The organism is Nostoc sp. ChiSLP03a (assembly GCF_034531215.2).
GTDB lineage: Bacteria > Cyanobacteriota > Cyanobacteriia > Cyanobacteriales > Nostocaceae > Nostoc.
Map to the genome: position 1 here is coordinate 1 of NZ_JAVRBQ020000134.1, position 19,227 is coordinate 19,227.

At 43.5% G+C, this 19,227-nt stretch carries 15 protein-coding genes; all 15 read right to left on the bottom strand.

All coding sequences use genetic code 11. The annotated features are described in order from the left end of the window. Window positions 1-183 precede the first annotated feature (183 nt). Complete coding sequence (gene aroF, locus RMY32_RS22225; protein WP_322711229.1) at window positions 184-1,254, bottom strand: 3-deoxy-7-phosphoheptulonate synthase; 1,071 nt, start codon at window positions 1,252-1,254, stop codon at window positions 184-186. A 108-nt stretch (window positions 1,255-1,362) separates the two neighbouring features. After that, on the bottom strand, window positions 1,363-2,643 hold the full coding sequence (trpD, locus tag RMY32_RS22230; protein ID WP_322711271.1) for an anthranilate phosphoribosyltransferase: 1,281 nt from the start codon (window positions 2,641-2,643) through the stop codon (window positions 1,363-1,365). Window positions 2,644-2,795: 152 nt separating this feature from the next. Continuing rightward, a complete protein-coding gene (gene trpB / locus RMY32_RS22235; RefSeq protein WP_322711230.1) occupies window positions 2,796-4,025 on the bottom strand; it encodes a tryptophan synthase subunit beta in 1,230 nt (409 codons plus the stop codon). A 53-nt stretch (window positions 4,026-4,078) separates the two neighbouring features. Continuing rightward, window positions 4,079-5,302, bottom strand: coding sequence for a tyrosinase family protein (locus RMY32_RS22240; RefSeq protein WP_322711231.1), 1,224 nt, complete (start codon window positions 5,300-5,302; stop codon window positions 4,079-4,081). 234 nt (window positions 5,303-5,536) lie between these two features. Continuing rightward, the gene (trpA, locus tag RMY32_RS22245) at window positions 5,537-6,367 is read right to left on the bottom strand and encodes a tryptophan synthase subunit alpha (protein ID WP_322711232.1); all 831 of its coding nucleotides are present in this window, start codon (window positions 6,365-6,367) and stop codon (window positions 5,537-5,539) included. Between the two features lie 48 nt (window positions 6,368-6,415). After that, a complete protein-coding gene (locus RMY32_RS22250) occupies window positions 6,416-6,694 on the bottom strand; it encodes a hypothetical protein (protein ID WP_409883738.1) in 279 nt (92 codons plus the stop codon). A gap of 39 nt (window positions 6,695-6,733) precedes the next feature. Then, window positions 6,734-7,567: an indole-3-glycerol phosphate synthase TrpC gene (gene trpC, locus RMY32_RS22255; RefSeq protein WP_322711234.1), complete on the bottom strand. Its 834-nt coding sequence runs from the start codon at window positions 7,565-7,567 to the stop codon at window positions 6,734-6,736. Between the two features lie 152 nt (window positions 7,568-7,719). Continuing rightward, a complete protein-coding gene (locus RMY32_RS22260; protein WP_322711235.1) occupies window positions 7,720-9,924 on the bottom strand; it encodes an anthranilate synthase in 2,205 nt (734 codons plus the stop codon). Between the two features lie 357 nt (window positions 9,925-10,281). Next, on the bottom strand, window positions 10,282-11,478 hold the full coding sequence (locus RMY32_RS22265) for a 3-dehydroquinate synthase (protein WP_322711236.1): 1,197 nt from the start codon (window positions 11,476-11,478) through the stop codon (window positions 10,282-10,284). Next, window positions 11,475-12,119: a DsbA family oxidoreductase gene (locus tag RMY32_RS22270; RefSeq protein WP_322711237.1), complete on the bottom strand. Its 645-nt coding sequence runs from the start codon at window positions 12,117-12,119 to the stop codon at window positions 11,475-11,477. Before RMY32_RS22270 ends, RMY32_RS22265 begins: the two co-directional genes overlap by 4 nt. A 12-nt stretch (window positions 12,120-12,131) precedes the next feature. Continuing rightward, the gene (tyrA, locus tag RMY32_RS22275) at window positions 12,132-13,211 is read right to left on the bottom strand and encodes a bifunctional chorismate mutase/prephenate dehydrogenase (protein ID WP_322711239.1); all 1,080 of its coding nucleotides are present in this window, start codon (window positions 13,209-13,211) and stop codon (window positions 12,132-12,134) included. A 10-nt stretch (window positions 13,212-13,221) separates the two neighbouring features. Next, window positions 13,222-14,577, bottom strand: coding sequence for a glycosyltransferase family 4 protein (locus tag RMY32_RS22280; protein ID WP_322711240.1), 1,356 nt, complete (start codon window positions 14,575-14,577; stop codon window positions 13,222-13,224). Between the two features lie 482 nt (window positions 14,578-15,059). Further along, window positions 15,060-16,232: a scytonemin biosynthesis PEP-CTERM protein ScyF gene (scyF, locus tag RMY32_RS22285; RefSeq protein WP_322711241.1), complete on the bottom strand. Its 1,173-nt coding sequence runs from the start codon at window positions 16,230-16,232 to the stop codon at window positions 15,060-15,062. 172 nt (window positions 16,233-16,404) lie between these two features. Continuing rightward, window positions 16,405-17,781, bottom strand: a complete 1,377-nt coding sequence (locus RMY32_RS22290) for a ScyD/ScyE family protein (protein ID WP_322711242.1) — start codon at window positions 17,779-17,781, stop codon at window positions 16,405-16,407. Between the two features lie 130 nt (window positions 17,782-17,911). Next, window positions 17,912-19,195 carry a ScyD/ScyE family protein gene (locus tag RMY32_RS22295; RefSeq protein WP_322711243.1) on the bottom strand — a complete coding sequence of 428 codons (1,284 nt, stop codon included), beginning with the start codon at window positions 19,193-19,195 and terminating at the stop codon, window positions 17,912-17,914. Window positions 19,196-19,227 lie beyond the last annotated feature (32 nt).

The following is a 19,227-nucleotide window of genomic DNA, read 5'->3' on the forward strand; positions in this document are numbered from 1 at the left end:
TCGGTATCAAAAGTTTTAGATCCCCCTAAATCCCCCGATAAATTGGGGGACTTTGACTCCGGTTCCCCCCTTTTTAAGGGGGGTTAGGGGGGATCTAAAGTGCCTAAAGTCACAGCAAAACACTTTTCAAACAACCTCTTAGCCATTTACAAAAAATCAGCTAAAATTTATCTCTTTCATTATTCAACGCCCACCAATGCGATCGAATGCAGGTGTAGGCCAGCGATCGACTAGTTTGCCCAAGACTGACATTTCTTGAACCAAGCGGTCAAATTTCTCAGGGGTGAGAGATTGAGGCCCGTCAGATAAAGCTTTTGCGGGATTGGGGTGAACTTCTATCATTAAGGCATCTGTACCAGCGGCGATCGCAGCCATTGCCATCGATGGCACATATTCAGACCTACCAGTACCATGACTGGGATCGATCGTAATTGGTAAATGGGTAAGCGATCGCAACACCGGCAGCACTGATAAATCTAAAGTATTGCGAGCATATTTACCATCAAAGGTTCTAATTCCTCGCTCACAAAGAATTACATTGGGATTTCCAGATGCCAAAATATATTCTGCCGCCATCAGCCACTCATCAATTGTGGCAGACATTCCCCGCTTCAGCAGCACTGGTTTATCTTGAGCGCCTACCTTTTTCAGCAGCGAGAAGTTGTGCATATTTCGCGCCCCAATTTGGATGATGTCAGCTGTTCTCGCCACTGCTGATAAATCGGCAGCATCCATTAGTTCTGTGACGATACCCAAGCCAGTAGCTTCTCGCGCTGCTGCTAATAAATCTAAAGCGCTTTCACCATAACCTTGAAAGGCATAAGGTGAAGTACGGGGTTTGTAGGCTCCGCCACGCAAAAACTGTGCCCCAGCTGCCTTCACGCGTTTTGCTGTTTCGACAATCATCGCTTCATTTTCAACAGAACAAGGCCCGGCTACCACTACAATCGGATGATGTTCGCCGAAATAGACACGACCGTTAGGTGTAGGAACAACAACCTCGCTAGCTTCTCCATGACGGAATTCTCGACTTACCCGCTTGAAAGGTTGTTGCACTCGTAATACTTGCTCAATCCAAGGGCTAAATTCCTGAACCTGTAATTTATCAATGCTAGTGGTATCACCAATTAGCCCCAGCACAACTTTATGAGTGCCAACACTTTTTTCTACCGTCACTCCCCAAGTGTCTCTCAGTTCTTGGCTAATGCGAGTAATTTCCTCAACAGGTGTACCGCTCTTCAGTATGATAATCATCTGTTTTTCCTTCTGTATAGTTTTTGGGTGTAATAAAAGTAGGGTAAGTAAGTTTGTAGTAAAGACTTTATTCTCAGCACGCTTTGTGCTTACTACGAACCCTCAAAATTACCTTGGTGAATCGTGTAAAAATTCTGCAAGTTGTTCTAGTTTTGTCCAAGCTGCACCGCTTTGCAGAATTTCCTTGGCAAGGGCAATACCTTTAACACAACCTGCTAAAACATCAGTTTCCCCATGAATGGCTTCACCAACTTGCAGGGCTAAGGCTGTATTTAAAGCGACTACATCTTGTTGCGCTTGAGTACCTTTACCTTGCAAAACTGCCTTCAAGATTTGGGCATTTTCTTGGACATCTCCACCGCACAAAGCCGCAGTCGGTGCAAAACTTAATCCAAGTTCTTGAGGATTGAGCGTTAGAGAGCGGACTTTTTTATCTTGGAGTACAGCCAAATCAGTGACATCTGCCAAACCAGCTTCATCTAAACGTTCTCGTCCGTGGAGGGCGATCGCTTGCTGACATCCCAGTTGGGACAAGGCTTGAGCAATCTCTTCCAATAAAAGCGGGTCGTTCACACCAATAATTTGCCCCGTCGGTCGCATCGGATTTACTAGTGGGCCGAGTAAATTAAAAATAGTCCGCACTTTCAAAGTTTTTCGCAAAGTTGCGATCGCTTTGAGTGCAGGATGCCAGCCAGGAGCAAATAAAAAGGTGATTCCAACTTCACCAACTGCCGCTTGTACTTTTTCAGGAGTGGCATTGAGATTTATACCCAAAGCTTCCAGCACATCAGCAGAACCAGTTTTGCTAGATGCCGAACGATTGCCATGTTTAGCAACCTTTACCCCAGCAGCGGCGGCGACAAAGGCGACAGCAGTGGAAATATTAAAGGTTGAAGCACCATCTCCACCAGTTCCACAGGTGTCAATTAAGGGGACTGGGGATTGGGTACTGGGTATTGGGGATTGGGTACTGGGGACTGGGGACTGGGGACTGGGGACTGGGTATTGGGGATTGGGTACTGGGTACTGGGTATTGGGTATTGGGGATTGGGTATTGGGGATTGGGGATTGGGTACTGGGTAATGGGGATTGGGAAAACTCTTGCCCAGTCCCTAATCCCCAGTCCCCAGTCCCTAGCCTTTGGGATTGTAAGACGGTAGCCATGCCGACTAATTCTTCGGCAGATACGCCTTTAGCTTGAATTGCGGCTAAAATCGCTCCTGATAGAACATCGGGAATGGCATCTGTAAGCCAACCTTGCATCAAATCCGCAGCTTGGGAAACTGTCAACGATCGCCGGTTTAACAACTGTTGTAATAAAGCTGGCCAGTTGTAGAGATCGGCAGGGATGGAGATGTTTTCAGGTAGAGTTTGAGTTAAAGCTATCATATTTATTGGGCATTGGGCATTGGGCATTGGGCATGGGGCATTGGTTATCAGTCACTTGTACTGAGAGAACGCGAACAGCCTCTCCAAGAGTTGTATTGGTCATTGGCCATTTACGAAGAACAAATGACAAATGACAAATGACAAATGACAAATTAAGGAATCAGGACTTTAGCGACAGTTTGCACGTCTTTGTCACCTCTGCCGGAACAATTGATGACGATGCGGAGATTGCCTGTTAACTGGGGACAAAGGGTTTCGAGATATGCGATCGCATGAGCAGTTTCTAAGGCTGGGATAATTCCTTCTAGTTGCGAAAGCCTCTGAAATGCATCTAATGCTTGTTTATCGGTAACACTGTAATACTCGGCGCGACCATAATCCTTTAAATAACTATGCTCTGGCCCAACACCGGGATAATCCAATCCGGCGCTAATTGAATGGGCTTCGATGACTTGACCATCATCATCTTGCAGTAAATAGCTCATTGCACCGTGCAATACACCTATTTTGCCTTTTGTCAAGGTAGCAGCGTGTTTTTCTGTATTTACACCTTCACCCGCAGCTTCGACTCCAATTAGGCGCACCGAAGGTTCATGGACAAATTCATTAAATAAGCCGATCGCGTTGGAACCTCCACCCACGCAAGCCAGTAAAATATCTGGTAGTCCTCCCCATTTTTCTTGGCATTGAACGCGAGTTTCTACACCAATTACCGCGTGGAAGTCACGGACAATCATCGGGTAGGGATGAGGCCCAGCAACGGAACCGAGGATGTAATGAGTTGTTTCTACATTCGTCACCCAATCTCGAATTGCTTCGGAAGTTGCATCTTTGAGAGTTCCTGTACCTGCCTCTACTGGACGAACTTCTGCACCCATTAATTTCATGCGGAACACATTCAGGGCTTGGCGTTCCATATCCTGGACGCCCATGTAAATCACACATTTCAAACCAAACCGCGCACATACAGTTGCAGTCGCTACGCCGTGTTGTCCTGCACCTGTCTCGGCAATAATCCGTTGCTTACCCATGCGTTTAGCGAGTAACACCTGAGCCAAAGCATTATTAATTTTGTGAGCGCCTGTATGATTTAAATCTTCGCGCTTTAAATAAATTTGCACTCCCGTGCCATCTGGTCTAGCGTAATTTGCTGTCAGGCGTTCAGCAAAATATAATGGGCTGGGCCGTCCGACATAATCACGCATTAAGTTTTGCAGTTCTGCTTGGAAACTCGGCTCACTGCGATATTGTTGATACGCCGCTTCCAATTCACTTAATGCAGGCATTAAGGTTTCCGGGACATATTTACCGCCGAATTTTCCAAACCTGCCCAAAGAATCTGGTTGCACAGTTGCAGTATTGATGTTTAGTATGTTTACCATTGGTTAAAATCCTTTCATGTTCAAGTATTTTTTACTCTGGTTCTAACTTTGAATCATCTTTGGGTTTTCCATTCCCAGGTTTCGTAGGTATAGCCCAGTTTTTGGTGATTCAAAACGTCTATAGGGCGCACCAAATCGTCAGAGTTAAAATTTGGTAATAAAGATAGTAAATTTCCTAACGCTGTAGCTTTGGGGGTAGACATACCGCCATCCCAAGGCCACATTAGGTCTTTGAGATTGTGCCCGTAAGGTTGACCATTGGCAGGATAAAAATCGCTACCTTGATGACCATTTTCTTGCCATTGGGCCCAGAGGCGGTCTACGTTGGCATGATGCAGCCAAAATACTGGGTCATAAGGCGAACTTGGGATATTGCCCATAGTACCTAGACCCTTAAACTTTATGGGTTTTGTGCTTGCGTCTATTTGTACCCCACCGACTAAGCCATGAATGTAATTGTGGATGAATCCTCCGGGGGTGACTTTACCCTGCTCATCTACAGAGATAAATCCTTCCAAAGCAGGGCGAAATAGAGAATAGTTATTCAGACGGAGGGCACGCTCAACATCTTTTTTCGGCACAGGATAATCACTGGCAGGAGGTAGTCTGAGAAAGCGGACAAGTGATGTACCTAATGATGTTTGGGTTTCTGGGTCGATATTTAATGCTGGATTCATCACCCAGCCATTTGCAGCCGAAAAAGCCCCTGGCACAGCGCCGCCTGTAAAGTTTCCCTGATTTGGAATTTTGATGGTTACTCCTTGACCGTTGGAGCCAAGAAAGTCATCATTAAAAATTACATTAAGTGATTTGGCATCTGTCCAATCCCAGTATGGCAGAGTAACAGTTGGGTCTACTGCTTGCAGTGCTTGTTCAAATCTGCGGATATATTCTCGATGCCAAGGGAAAAATGCGGCATTTTCATGAGCAAGTTCTTGGACTGAACCATCGGAATGTCCTTTATGGTTGTGAATTAAGCGTGTTGCCCCTATATGTATGGCAACGAATTGGTCGTAAATACTAACCTTGCTACCTGGGGGTATGACAGTTTTTAAGGTTTTGATAGCCTTAACAAAGGCTGTTTTCTCTCTTTGTGTTAGCTGAGTTACGTTCTTTCTTACAGCTAGGCGAGCGTATTGTCCTGGAAGATTATGATTCCAATGGTATTTGTATTGTCCCTTGTCAAGGCGATCGTGGGCTAAGACTGTAATAGCACAGGTGCTAACTATAAGTAAGCTATAAATTAATATTTTGACCGACTTTAGCAGGAGTTTCATTATCTTAATGGAATAAGAGGAGGAGAGGGGGCAAAGGACAAAAAGAGAAATAATTGATATTTTGTTTGGGTACAGTTTAGTTTTGACCTCTCTCCAAACCTCTCTCCTAAGAGGAGAGAGGCTTTGAATCTTACTCCCCTTCCCTTGCAGGGAAGGGGCTGGGGGTTAGGTCTGTATCGAACTCAACTACAAACCGCTATAATTCCCTACTCCCTAAATCTGCGGATGGATTTATCACACCTCTTGAAGAGATGGACTTTCGCGCTGACTTTCTGTGATGGCTGCTTTAAGTTCTCGACAAAATTCTTCTACGGCTTGTAATCCTTCTGTGGGGCTACCTTCAGCTAAACGTTTGACAAAGGCGCTGCCAACAATCACTGCATCTGCACCCCATTCCATGACTTGATGTGCTTGTTCTGGTGCGGAGATGCCAAAACCAACGCCGATGGGTTTTTTGGTGACGCTTTGCAACTCGGTAATTAAATGCTCTACGCGGTTTTGGATTTGAGCGCGGATACCTGTAACGCCTGTAACACTAACTAGATAGATAAAACCCTGAGATTGACGAGCGATCGCTTCAATTCTATCTTGAGAACTAGTAGGAGCGACGAGTAAAATTACCTCAACTCCGAAAGATGCAGCAGTTTTGATTAATTCTTCTGCTTCTTCTAAGGGTAAGTCTGGTACTACCAATCCCTGCACCCCAGCAACAGCAATTTGCGCCAAAAACGTCTTAATACCTCGGTACAAAATGGGATTGTAGTAAGCAAATAAAATTATCGGCGCTTTTAAGCTAGGAATCACTACGTGTAACATCTCTAGCACTTGCTCTAATTTCGTGCCTTTTTGTAAAGCGCGGGTTGCTGCTGCTTGAATCACAGGCCCATCTGCGAGAGGATCGGAGTAGGGAATGCCCAACTCGATAAAGTCAGCACCGTTGCGATCTAAGATGCGTAAGGCTTCGGCAGTAGTTTCTAAGTTAGGATCGCCTGCTGTGATAAAAGGGATTAAAGCACACTGTTGGCGATCGCGTAAAGCTTGAAAGGAATCGGAGATAGAGGTCATGCTGAAAAATAGTTAATGATTGTTTAATAGTTTTAGAATAATTTACACTTAGCAATTAGCGATGCCCATGCTAAATTTTTTGTTAACGAGTCTTTGATACTCGTGAATGAGGCTTTTATCTCCGTTAACGAGTCTTTTATCTCCGTTAACGAGTCTTTTATCTCCGTTAACGAGGCTTTTATCTCCGTTAACGAGTCTTTGAACTCCGTTAACGAGTCTTTTATCTCCGTTAATGAGGCTTTTATCTCCGTTAACGAGTCTTTTATCTCCGTTAACGAGTCTTTTATCTCCGTTAACGAGTCTTTTATCTCCGTTAATGAATATCAGAGCTTCATTTTTTTAGATTTACCAATTACGAATTACGAATTACGAATTACGAATTAGTAAAATCTCACGCACAGCTTGTTCTACATCGCTTTGTTTAACTAAAGACTCGCCAATCAAAACTGCACGCGCGCCAGCCTCAGCGACAAGAGATAAATCAGCAGGTGTATACAGTCCAGACTCGCTGACGACGGTGATATCTAAGCTTTGTAATTGTTGTTGACGCTCTGCTAAAAGTTGCTGTGTGGTTCCTAAATCAAGGGTGAAGTCTTCTAAATTGCGATTGTTGATTCCTACTAAACTTAGGTTATCAAGCTTTAGTACTCGATCTAGTTCAGCTAAGGTATGGACTTCTACTAGCGCAGTCATGCCCAAATCGTGAATTACTCGCAAAAAGTCTTGGAGTTCTCGATCTGATAAAATAGCTGCAATTAACAATACTGCATCTGCGCCTACTGTCCGTGCTAAATAAATTTGATAGGAGTTAATGATGAACTCCTTGCACAGTAAAGGTAATGCAACTTGTTGACGCACCTTTCGCAGATTATCAAAACCACCCTGAAAGAATTTTTCGTCAGTTAGGACTGATAAACAAGCTGCACCACCTCGTTCATAAGCTTGAGCAACAGCAACAGGGTCAAAATCTGCGCGGATAACCCCACGGCTAGGTGATGCCTTTTTTACTTCAGCAATTAAACTAGGTTGATTGGGATTATCTTGCAAAGCAGTCAAGAAATTTCGCACAGTTGGGGCTGTATTTAACTGTTGTCGCAAGGAGCCTAAAGGCAATTCTTGCTGCATTTGTGCAACTTCTTGCCTTTTATGCGACACAATTTCTTCAAGAATATGGCGGGAAGGAGCAACTTGGTTAGTCATAAACTGCTTGGGGGGATGGAGAGCAGGGGGCAGGGGGCAGGGGGCAGGGGAGGCAGGGGAGTAGGGGAAGAAAAACTATTGATTCTTGAGCAATGCCCAATGCCCAATGACAAATGACAAATGACAAATGACAAATGACTAATGACTAATGACTAATGACCAATGACTAATGACTCTTTGACTTGCGTATATGCACGCACCACATTTTTAATTATTTTCAAACCGACTTCTCCACCTAAAGTCATGATTGATTCTGGATGAAACTGAACGGCGGCGATGGGAAGTGTTTGATGTTCAATGCCCATAATTACGTCGTCATCAGAAATCGCTGTTACTTTGAGTTCTTTTGGCAAACGTTGCGGTAGGGCAAATAATGAGTGATATCTACCGACTGCAAAGGATTCCGGTAAGTTTTTAAAGGTGACAGAATTGGAATCGGTGACGAAAATTCGTGAGGATTTCCCATGTTGAGGATAGTTGAGAACTCCCAATTCGCCATCAAAAGCTTCAACGATGCCTTGCAATCCCAGACAAACTCCGAAGATAGGAATTTGGCGATGCAGAAGCGCACCGACAGTCTCGGAAACTCCAAAATCACTTGGTCTACCAGGGCCAGGAGATAATACAACTAAGTCAGGGCGTTCTGTATCGAATAACGATTCCGAGAAACCATGACGCAGTGTAGTAACGCTTGCACCAGTTTGGCGAATGTAATTGGCTAGGGTATGAACAAATGAGTCTTCGTAGTCTATTAATAAGATGCGTTTGCTAGATTTTACACCTGGAATCTGTTTGCTTAATTTTAGAGAACCGGACTCATCAATTTTCTGACTCGTTTGCTTTACACGGCGAATCGTTTCAAATAAAGCAGCAGCTTTGGTAATTGTTTCTTGTTCTTCTGACTGTGGTATGGAGTCATAAAGGACTGTAGCGCCAACTCGCACTTCGGCGATGCAATCTTTTAATCGAATTGTCCGCAGAATTAAGCCAGTATTTAAATTGCCGTTGAAATTTAAATAGCCGACTGCTCCACCATACCAACGTCGGGCGCTCTTTTCGTGCCGTTCAATAAAATCTATTGCGGCTTTTTTGGGTGCGCCGGTGACTGTAACCGCCCATGTATGCGAAAGAAAGGCATCTAAAGCATCAAATTGCGATCGCAAAGTACCCTCAACATGATCTACTGTATGTATCAGGTGGCTGTATAATTCAATCTGGCGACGACCGATGACTTGTACTGAACCAGGTTCGCAGATTCGAGATTTGTCATTGCGATCGACATCAGTACACATGGTCAACTCAGCTTCATCTTTATGAGAGTTGAGTAACTGACGAATTTGCACCGCATCGTCAAGAGCATCTTGTCCCCGGCTAATAGTGCCACTAATTGGACAAGTTTCTACCCGCCTACCTTCAACCCGCACAAACATTTCTGGAGATGCACCAATCAAATATTCGCCACCTAAATTCAAAATAAACCCATAAGGACTGGGATTTATTTCTTTTAAGGTATTAAATAGTTTGCTGGGTTCGTCTTCATAGCCTTCAAAAAAGTTTTGACTAGGAACAACTTCAAATAAATCGCCTCTGCGGAAATAGTCGAGTACAACCTCAACTTTTTTCGCATATTCGCCTACTTGATGGTCAGCAGTTTGATTTGGTAAAAGATGTTTGCCGCGATAATCTACAGACTCACCAGTTCTCGGAAGATTATTGGTATTGCCATGCGCTGTTTTAAAATCATATTGGAAACGAAATGCACGTTGCTGATAATAGTCAACAACAATCAATTCATCTGGCAAATAAAGCACCAAATCGCGCTGATCTGTTGGACGATTCAAATGTTGAGTAATTGGTTCAAACTGAAAAACTAAGTCATAACCAAACGCACCATACAAGCCTAAATGCTCATCTTCTTGACTAGAGAAAGTATATAGAATTTCGCGGACAACGGTAAATGATGAAGGTTGTTGACTGCGTTCTTCTTCAGTAAATAATTTTTTTGAAGGTTTAATAAAGCCTACAACACTGTTATTATATTGGCTAACTTTTTCAAGTTGTTCTGACTGGGATAGTCTCTCTAAAAAGAATGGCAAAAGCACTTGACCGCGTTCATTCAACGCTATCAAAGTGAAAGCATTATCCTGTGTAGTCAACTCTAACGGTGGATTGACAAATCCGATTGCCCACCTTTTGTATCTGCCTGGATATTCGTAGCTACTCCTTAGCAATCCTCCACGCTGAGAATTTAAATGGAACAGAATATCATCGAGGGCAGTGTCCATCTTAACTTCAGTGATGGAGCGAGAAACACTTACACCGCCAAGAGTATTGTAGGAACGTGAATCAACAACCATGAGTAATTTCTCTAGAATGTTTGTTAGTCAATCATTAAGCAGCAACCATTAATCATTATTAGTAGTTATTTTCAAACCTAGAACAGACTTAGATAATCTTTTATCCATCCAAGCCAACATATTCTTTTTAAAAGATGTAATCAAAAACTTTTTGCTTCTGATTTAAGAATACTAGATATCAAGCAGATAAGACATTGAATAATTTTTCGATTGGTTGTCAATTTATTCGCTTTTTATACTGCTTTTTTAGTACATTTACCAACAACCCTATAAAAAAAATCCGCCTCCCCCAAAAGTAGTAAATCGCCTCATAAAACCTCTGCGTTCCTCCGCGCTTCCCTCAGCGTCCCTCTGCGTTTAAAACTCCCCCCTCACTTCCTGCAACAGAGATATTGCTTGCCGATACAACAACAAATTCACCTCATGAACCTCAATTCTTTTTCCAATCCCTTTCAACAGCGTCAAAGTCAACTCTCCCCCCAAATGTTCGCGGAATTCAGTCAAACCCCGAAACAAACAATGAGGATCTTCCAATTGTGATAATTTATCAGCCAGTTCTGGCACATACAACGTGAAACCCAACGCCGATAAAGTATTTAATATCCGTTGCCACTCCGAACAATCCAGCAATCCTGCTAAATAAGAATAAGTGCTATCCAAAGCAATACCGATCGCCACAGCTTCGCCATGACGTAAGCGATAATTTGTCAAATGCTCCAGTTTATGAGCCGCCCAATGTCCAAAATCCAGGGGACGAGACGAACCCATCTCAAAAGGATCGCCACCATTGGCAATATGTTCTAAATGCAATTGAGCGCAACGATAGATAACCTGTTGCATAGTATCCATATCTCGCCGCTTCAAGGCTGTGGTGTGAGAGTGGATAAAATCAAAAAAGCTAGCATCCTTAATTAGCGCCACTTTCACTGCTTCTGCAATTCCAGAACGCCAATCGCGATCGTCTAGGGTTGTCAAAAAGGCAGAATCATTGATAACTGCATAAGGTGGCGCAAATGTGCCAAGAAAATTCTTTTTTCCAAAAGCATTGATGCCGTTTTTGACACCAACCCCAGAATCATTTTGCCCTAACACCGTTGTCGGCACCCGAATTAGCCGAATTCCCCGGTGAGCAGTTGCGGCTGCATATCCTACCAAATCTAATACAGCCCCACCCCCGATCGCTAACACATAAGAGTGGCGACATAATCCGGCGGCTTCAATCTGTTGCTGGATTTGCTCTAATAAAGTGCGATCGTTTTTAGCAGCTTCTCCCCCCGAAATTATCATCGGTTCGGCTGCGATCGCTATTACCTCTGCATAAAACTTGGTATACGCGACTAATTGCTTCACCAATTCAGGTTGATACTTTAATATTCCTGCGTCTATTACTGCAACTAATTTCTTTGGCTTTGTCTCCTCATCCGCACCAATCACTTGAGCTAAAGTAGGATTTTTTAACTCAAATAAATTGTGGGTGAAGTAAACTTCGTAATTAAAAGTAACCGAAACACTTTGATGAATTAATCTACTTTTTTGCTTGATGTCAACTATCATATTTTTGCAGGTATATCTAAAAGTGCAGCACGATTCAAAGTTTCCAGGAACACCTCTACCGAGTGAGAACCATTTACCTTAACTTTGTCATTGATGACGAAGAACGGTACGCTGTTGATGCCATTTAACCGAGCAAATGTTGATTCAGCAATGACTGCATCACTCACCACGCGATCGTTTAATTGCAACTTTAATGCGCTAGCATTCATCTGATACGCTGTACCAATGGCAACAATAACGTCGATATTTCCAATGTTCAAACCATCTTCAAAATAAGCTTTATATATAGCTTCGACAACATCGTTTTTGACGTTTGCGGGTGCAAGTGCAATCAGTTGATGAGAAAGCTTAGTATTGACAGCCAAACGGATTTTATCAAAATCTAGTTTAACTCCAGCCGCCTCACCTGCGCGTTGCGTACTATCAAATGTCTGTTGTATTTCTGCCGCTTTCATACCTTTTCTATTTTGCATAAAGCTGCGAAATTCGTATCCCTCGGCAGGAACAGTATTGTCCAAAAGAAAAGGATGCCAGCGGATATGCACTTTTTGTTCTCGCTGTTGTGCCAGTGCATCAAACAGATGTTTTTTCCCAATTCTACACCAAGGACAAACAGTATCGTGAAATATGTCTATCAGCATATTTTTGTGGATTTAAATGCTAATATTTGTGTGTATTTGTGGTTGAAAGTCTCGTTGGATAGCCATTGTATTTAAAGGCTGGATAAAAGTGTTGATTTTATCTTCAAAAAAACTTTGAGCCTTTTCAAATTCTTGAATCAATGCGTCTTTGTCTTTCTTTGCTACTAGTTTCGCCAAACGGCTATAAGTATCAGCTAAAAAGCTAATTGCATCACACCTTTCTTCTGTAGCGAGTATAATATCCACACATAAGTGAGGGTTTTGGGAAAACAAACGTTTAACAATGTCAATTTCTTGACGGTAGTTAGGAGTTGACATTGTTAAACTCTGCTCTATGTCCACTTTTACTTGTGCTAAGAAAATGCCAAGACTAAATCTACAGAAATGTTGCGTTGCTTGGACAATCACCATCATGCGATCGTGTTCTTCGGGCGTACAAACAATTAACTCTCCACCTTGGCTTTTAATCAAGTCTAAAAACCACTGAAATGAATCATCGTTTCGACCTGGACACACTACTACTTTTTGTCCAAAAAACGATTTTATATTTGGCCCAAACATTGGGTGTAAACCCATGACTGGGCCGGAATGATGTTCGAGCATTGCTTGAATTGGCTGTATTTTAATACTCGTAATGTCACACAAAGCGGTAGTTGGGGCGAGGTATTTAGCTGCACGCTTGATAACATCAACTGTATGTTCAATAGGAACGCTGACTAAAACTAATTCTGTCTGACTTAATAGTTGCTCTGCGTATTCCCAATCTTCGGATTCGAGGACGCTAACATTATTACCTACTAGCGAAAGCTGCTCTTTAAATAATTTTCCCATCCTGCCGTGTCCACCGATGATGGTAATTTGTCGGGGACTGACATGATTTGTTGTATATTTAGGAATTAGAGTAGCATGACAACTATTTAGCAAACCTGCCCAAACAGACTCAGGAATACCAGCTTGGGCGAGTAGGGGAGCGACATCAGACAGTTGTCGATCTAGAGAAGGTTGTTCTGAAGCTGCTAATAATGATAGGCGATCGCTCAATAAGGCAATCAACTTTTGGTCTGTTTTTTTCAGCCGATCTGAATTTGTCATTTGTCATTTGTCATTTGTCATTTGTCATTTGTCTTTGAGATATCACGCGCACAAGGGGCAAGGTATGTACCACAAGCTCTTGCTCAACAAGTGATTTTTTAGAACTCAATTCGGGCAAGATATCCAAAGTTGTTGCTCTTTTGGCGATCGCATCATCAAATAACTCTTCATACCGATCTAGCGCTTGCTCAAAAGAGTAGTTTTCTACGGCAAATTCTCTCCCTTTGCGCCCTAATTGTGCTGCTAGTTCCGGCTGATTATATAAATCTAATACCGCAGCAGCCAAAGCATCTGCTGACTCTGGCTCAACGATAACGCCGCCGCCGCTTTCTTTGATAGCTTTGGCAGCAGTACCAGTGGCGGGAACTGAACCGACAATTGGGCGACCACTGGCTAACAACAGTGGTATTTTAGAAGGCATATTGAAGGAAATCACATTGCTCTTTTGCACAATCAACCCAACATCAGCAGCTGCTAACATTTGTGGTAGTTTTTCTCGCGGTTGCAATGGTAGCAGCAAAACGTTATCTGCTCCACAAGCAAGACAATGTTTTTGTAACCTTTCGAGAGCTTGAGATTCACCTGCGATCGCAAAGACAATATCATTAATATGACGCAATCGAGATGCTGCTTCTATTACTGTCTCTAAACCTTGCGTCAGAGCAATATTACCTGAATAAAGTACTACAAATTTATCATCAAGTTGATGAAAAGCTCTCCAGGAGTTATTCTCCTTCGGTAAAGGGCGGATAAAATTTAGATTTACCCAATTTGGAATGCAGGCAATTTTATTAGCAGGTACACCTTTATGTATTAAATTATCTACAAAACCATCGGCAATCACGCTAATGGTATGTGCAGTTCGGTAGGCAAATTTTTCTAAAGCTTCCAGAGCTTGAATCATCAACTTATTCTTAATTAGCCCAACACGCACAGCAGCTTCCGGGAGGATATCTTGCACATTCAGCACTACTGGACAGTTGTATAGCCAACTTATTAAAGTTGCAGGTAAGCAAACGAGTAACGGCGGCACTGTTAAAAGAATTACATCAGGTCGCTCACCCTTGAGAGCTTGTGGCAAACTTGTAAAGACAAAGCTCAACTCTAGCAATAGCCGATCTATCAGGTTAGGTTTAGACTTAATCCGCAGGTAACTACGTTGAATAGTGACACCATTTTTCTCTTCAGTAACGTATAACTTACCCCGATAGCGATCGTAAATCTGACGCTGAGGATAGTTAGGCATACCTGTGATTACCCGCACTTGATGCCCTCGCTTCACCAGCCCTTCTGCTAGTTCAGTCATCAAAGGTGCAATACCAATTGGTTCTGGATGATAGTTGTATGAATAAATCAGAATGTGCATTAACCGTTAATGTGCTAAAAGCACCTTGATAATCTTGGCTTTATTTAGTGTTATCCAGTTTTTATCTCCCTTATTCCAGATTTAATGACCTGAAATTTTCGTAAGGTGTGTTACCAAGGGCATAACGCACCCCACGAAACAGAAGTTTTAGATTTTGTTTAATCCACTTCAGCCTTTGAACTCGGAACTTCAGCTTCTGAACTTGGAACTTCGACCTCTGAACTCGGAACTTCAGCCTCTGAACTCGGAACTTCGACCTCTGAACTCGGAACTTCAGCCTTTGAACTCGGAACTTCGACCTCTGAACTCGAATTCGGTCACTTTACTGCTCTCAATCATGAGAACTCAGCACTGTTTTTGCAACGTCTTCTCTAAACTGAAGACTGGCTTTTGTTGCAATACAGTTCAGTTAAGCTTTTTTCTCTCCCCCTGCTTCCTCTGCCTCCCCTGCTCCCCCTGCCTGCCTTAACAGATAAATTTGCTTAACCCAAGCGTATTGGCTTTTGTTGCCCGCGTTTTCGCAATGTGACGGTAGCAGCGCCAAGTCCAAGCAATGCTAAACCTAATGCTGAACTAGGTTCCGGTACTTTCCTTGTGCCCTCTACGTTTAGCACTTGGACGCGACCTTGGAAGAAATCGCCCACATACAGCTTGCCATCTTTGAGCGTTGTGCCACCAGTCCAGTTAAATCTGCCTGGTGTGAGGTCGAGGGGATTACCAAAAGGAGGGCCAGTTAATGCTGGAGGCGGTACAGGATTACCTGATGCATCGCGGGCATTTTCACCGTAGGAAGTCAAAAACTTACCGTTTTTATCAAATACCTGAACGCGGCTGTTGATAGAATCAGCTACATAAACATTCTCTTGGTCGTCCACTTCGATGCCAATTGGCTGAAGAAGCTGTCCAGGGCCGCTACCTGCTGAACCAAATGCGTACAGAGGTTTACCATTTGGATCGAGTACTTGAACGCGGTTGTTATACTGGTCAGCTAGAAAGATATTTCCACTGACTGGGGAAATTCTTATACCTGCTACACCTTGAGTTTCTCCAAGTGCAGTGCCCACAGTGCCACCAATGACACCAATTTGCTTTCCGTCTGGTGTGAATTTGAGGATTCTTTCGCCGTTAAAATCACCTACGTAAACGTTGCCAGTTTTGTCAAAAGTCACGCCAGATGGGCCAAAGAAAAATCTACCTGGTATGAGAGGGGTAAAATCTCCGTTTGCAAAGGATCTAACAAAGTTACCCTGAGAATCGAATTGATTGATGCGGTTGTTGTAAACATCACCTGCATACAAATCCCCTGTTACGGGATTAAAGTCTACAGTTGTTGGCTCGTCAAACTGTCCGGGCCCTGTGCCGCCGGAACCAATTGCTCCAATATACTGACCGCTTGGACTAAATTTTTCAATTTTGTTACCGAGGTTGTAGTTAGGAGTACCATCTGGGTTAACACCGCGTCCGTTAGCTATGAGGGTATTCCCCGAATCATCTACCGTTATCCCTTGGGGAACAAAAAGCTGCCCTGGCCCGAAGCCAGGACTGCCGATACTTCTGTCGTAAGTTAATGTTACAGCTTTGGCTTGGGCTGCTGTTGCCAACACCATCAATCCAGTACCGAGAATGCCAATTGACAAATTTTTGACTAATCCCATGAGTTTTAAGTCCTGGTTGTATAAGGTATACTCTTTCCTAGACTAATTTTGTTCCCCGTCCTAGTTTGGGAACTCTGAAATTTGGGCTGCTGCCTCTTGTTGGAAATGCAACTTTCTCTTTTGGGCAGCAGCCTATTCTGTAAGCTTTACCTGATGTCAGGTAAAGAGGGATTTAGACAGTCTCTGCTTCGGTTAGCAATTCTTCACCCAACTTGTGTTGGCGTTTGCGCTTGGCGTAAGCAGCAGTTGCGCCTACACTAGCAAGTGCTAGTAAGCCGACTACTGAACCAGGTTCGGGGACTTTTTGTGTAACGACACCATCCACCCGAACAACCTCCCCTCGTTCTGGGCCGACACCGCGATTGGTAATATAAATCTTGCCATCAGGGCCAATATCAATTCCATCAGCCGAATCTAGCCCTTGACCTGCTGCAACAAGTGTTGTGCGAGTGCCATCAGGAGCAACTTGGATGAGAGATCCAGGTAGATTTGTGATGTCACCCCCTAACTGGGACTTGTCACTGAACTGTAAAACCAGCAAATCACCTTTTTCATCAAAGGTTAAGTCTGTGATGTGAGTAAAACCATCTAGAAAAACTTCTGGTTTTTGATCTTCGCCAATGCGGAAAATCCGTGATTTGCCTTGTGGATAAGGAAAACCCGTATATTCACCAACGTATAAAGCTCCATCGGGGCCAATTGCGCCACCTGTAGGTACTGATTGAATTGCGATTTTTCCCCCTGGAAGTTCTTCTAATAGCCCAGGAGGTAATTGTAATCCTGGTGGCAAATCTGACTTACTAATAATATTTTTAGGAATTGCGATCGCTTGTGACTTGCTTCCGTCAAGCTTGATTTTGTAAGCAGTGTTCCCGCCGCCATCAACCACATAAGCATTATCGCCACTAATAGCCAGGTCATAGGGATTGGTAACTACATCCCCCTTGTCTGGATTTTGGGTAATTTCATTTTTAGCAAAGTCAAAAATACTATTGAGAGATCCGGTGTTCAAGTCAACTTGATACAGTTGTGCTAGAAGCGGCGTATTCAAAACTTTATCGGGTGTTGATGGCGGGAAAGTAGCAAGTTGCTGTGGTGGGAGTGGGGATTTAGAACCAAGGTTAAGTGTTGCTAGATCGCGATTTCCTGGATAACCGGCAAACCCTGTCAGCAGATAAGCATTCCCTTTAGAATCGAATTGTATGTCTTCAATACCAGCGCCTTGGTTGCCGGTGGGTTGCTCTGCTAAAGACTGAAAGTTATTAAGTAGACGCTGTTTTGTGCCGTTTGGTGAAACTTTGACCAGTGAACTAGTATTACCAGCACAGATAGGCTGAAACAACGTACTCGGAGATGGTTGACAATTTCCGTTTCCGCCGATACCTGGCTCTGCTACGTAAAGACTGCCGTCAGGGCCAAAGCTAGCACCCCGGGCATTACTAACTCCATCGACAACTGTCGTTAGCGTTGCAGCTTGTGCAGATAGTGTTCCACAAATAGCAGTAAAACAAAATGTAACAGATGTAAGAGCAAATGACTTGAGTTTCATACCTTTGGAGATTGAGAGTTAAATAATTTGTTTGGGGAAACTTTTATGGTTTTAAAGACAACGAATTGCAGTCTTTGAAGAACGCAAGATTGGTTTGAAACTCTTTATTCGAGCGCCACAACTCTATTTTTTATGGGAGGTTTGGTAGCTCTTTCTTCTTGTGCAACCAACCAACGCTCAAGGCAGCGATCGCTAATACACCTAAAGCAGAATCAGGTTCAGGAATAGACTTGGTATCCTCAATTCTGAGAACTTGTCCAAATCCTGGGCGATCACCTCGGTTGGTGACGTATACTGCACCATCAGCACCAATAGTCAGGGCACTAGGCGACTCTAATCCATTGCCACTCAGAAGAGTTGTGCGTGTGCCATCGGGAGCTATTTTGATTACAGAACCATCAAAATTACCCTTCCAGGCTGACTGATTGGCGTACTGCAAAGCATACAAATTGCCCGCAGGATCGAATTGCAAGTCTGTAAGTTGGGTAAAACCATCGGCGAAGACTGATGATTTCCCATCAGCACCGACTCGATAGATTTTTGCGCCGCCTTCTGGGAAAGGAAAACCAGTAAATTGGCTGATGTAATAAGCACCATCAGGCCCTTTTGCCACACTTGAGGGTACTGGTTGAGTTGCAAACTGCGATGGGCCTCGCACCGCTTCACCTTGAGATGGAACCTGTGCAGGTTCATTAGATGGGGTATCAGAAGGTGGAAAGATGGGATTAGTTAATATGTCTTCGGGAAAGGTAGTAAGAGCTTGCAAGTTACTATCGCCAGTATTAACACTGAGTAAGTCGTTTGCACCTGCATCAACTGCAACTAACTTATTGCCATCTATTACAAAGCCCAAAGGATTGCTACCGACATCACCACCATCGGGATTATTGGCGAGTTCATAGTTAGCTAAATCTGCAACACTCGTCCAGGAATTGGTCTTAAAGTCGGGAGCAATGATTTTACCGAGGTCAGTGTCACCTAAATTGCGATCGCGAAAAGTTGGATTCGCTCCATATCCAATCAGAACATAAGGTTTACCTTTTGGATCGAATTGGATATCACGAGGGCCACCGGCTCCAGTACCATCTGGTAATGCTATAGAAGGAAGTCCTGTAAGTATCCGCTCGGTCTTACCATTCTCAATTTTGCTAACTGCCCCACTTGTGCCATAGCATAAAGAGTCACCTTGACCGCTTGCTGGTGGAACACAACCGCCACTTCCTCCGATTCCCGCCTCTGTAACATAGAGATTACCATCAGGGCTAAAGCTTAGTCCTCCGGCATTATATAGACCGTCGGCGATTACTGAAAAGGATGCAGCTGAGGCAGCTTTGATTCCAGAAAAAGCGGCAACACAAAAAGTTAGGAAGGTAATGGTAAGTTGTTTCATATTTTGTCCTTTGTCATTTGTCATTTGTCCTTTATCATTTTTTTGTTAATTGACTA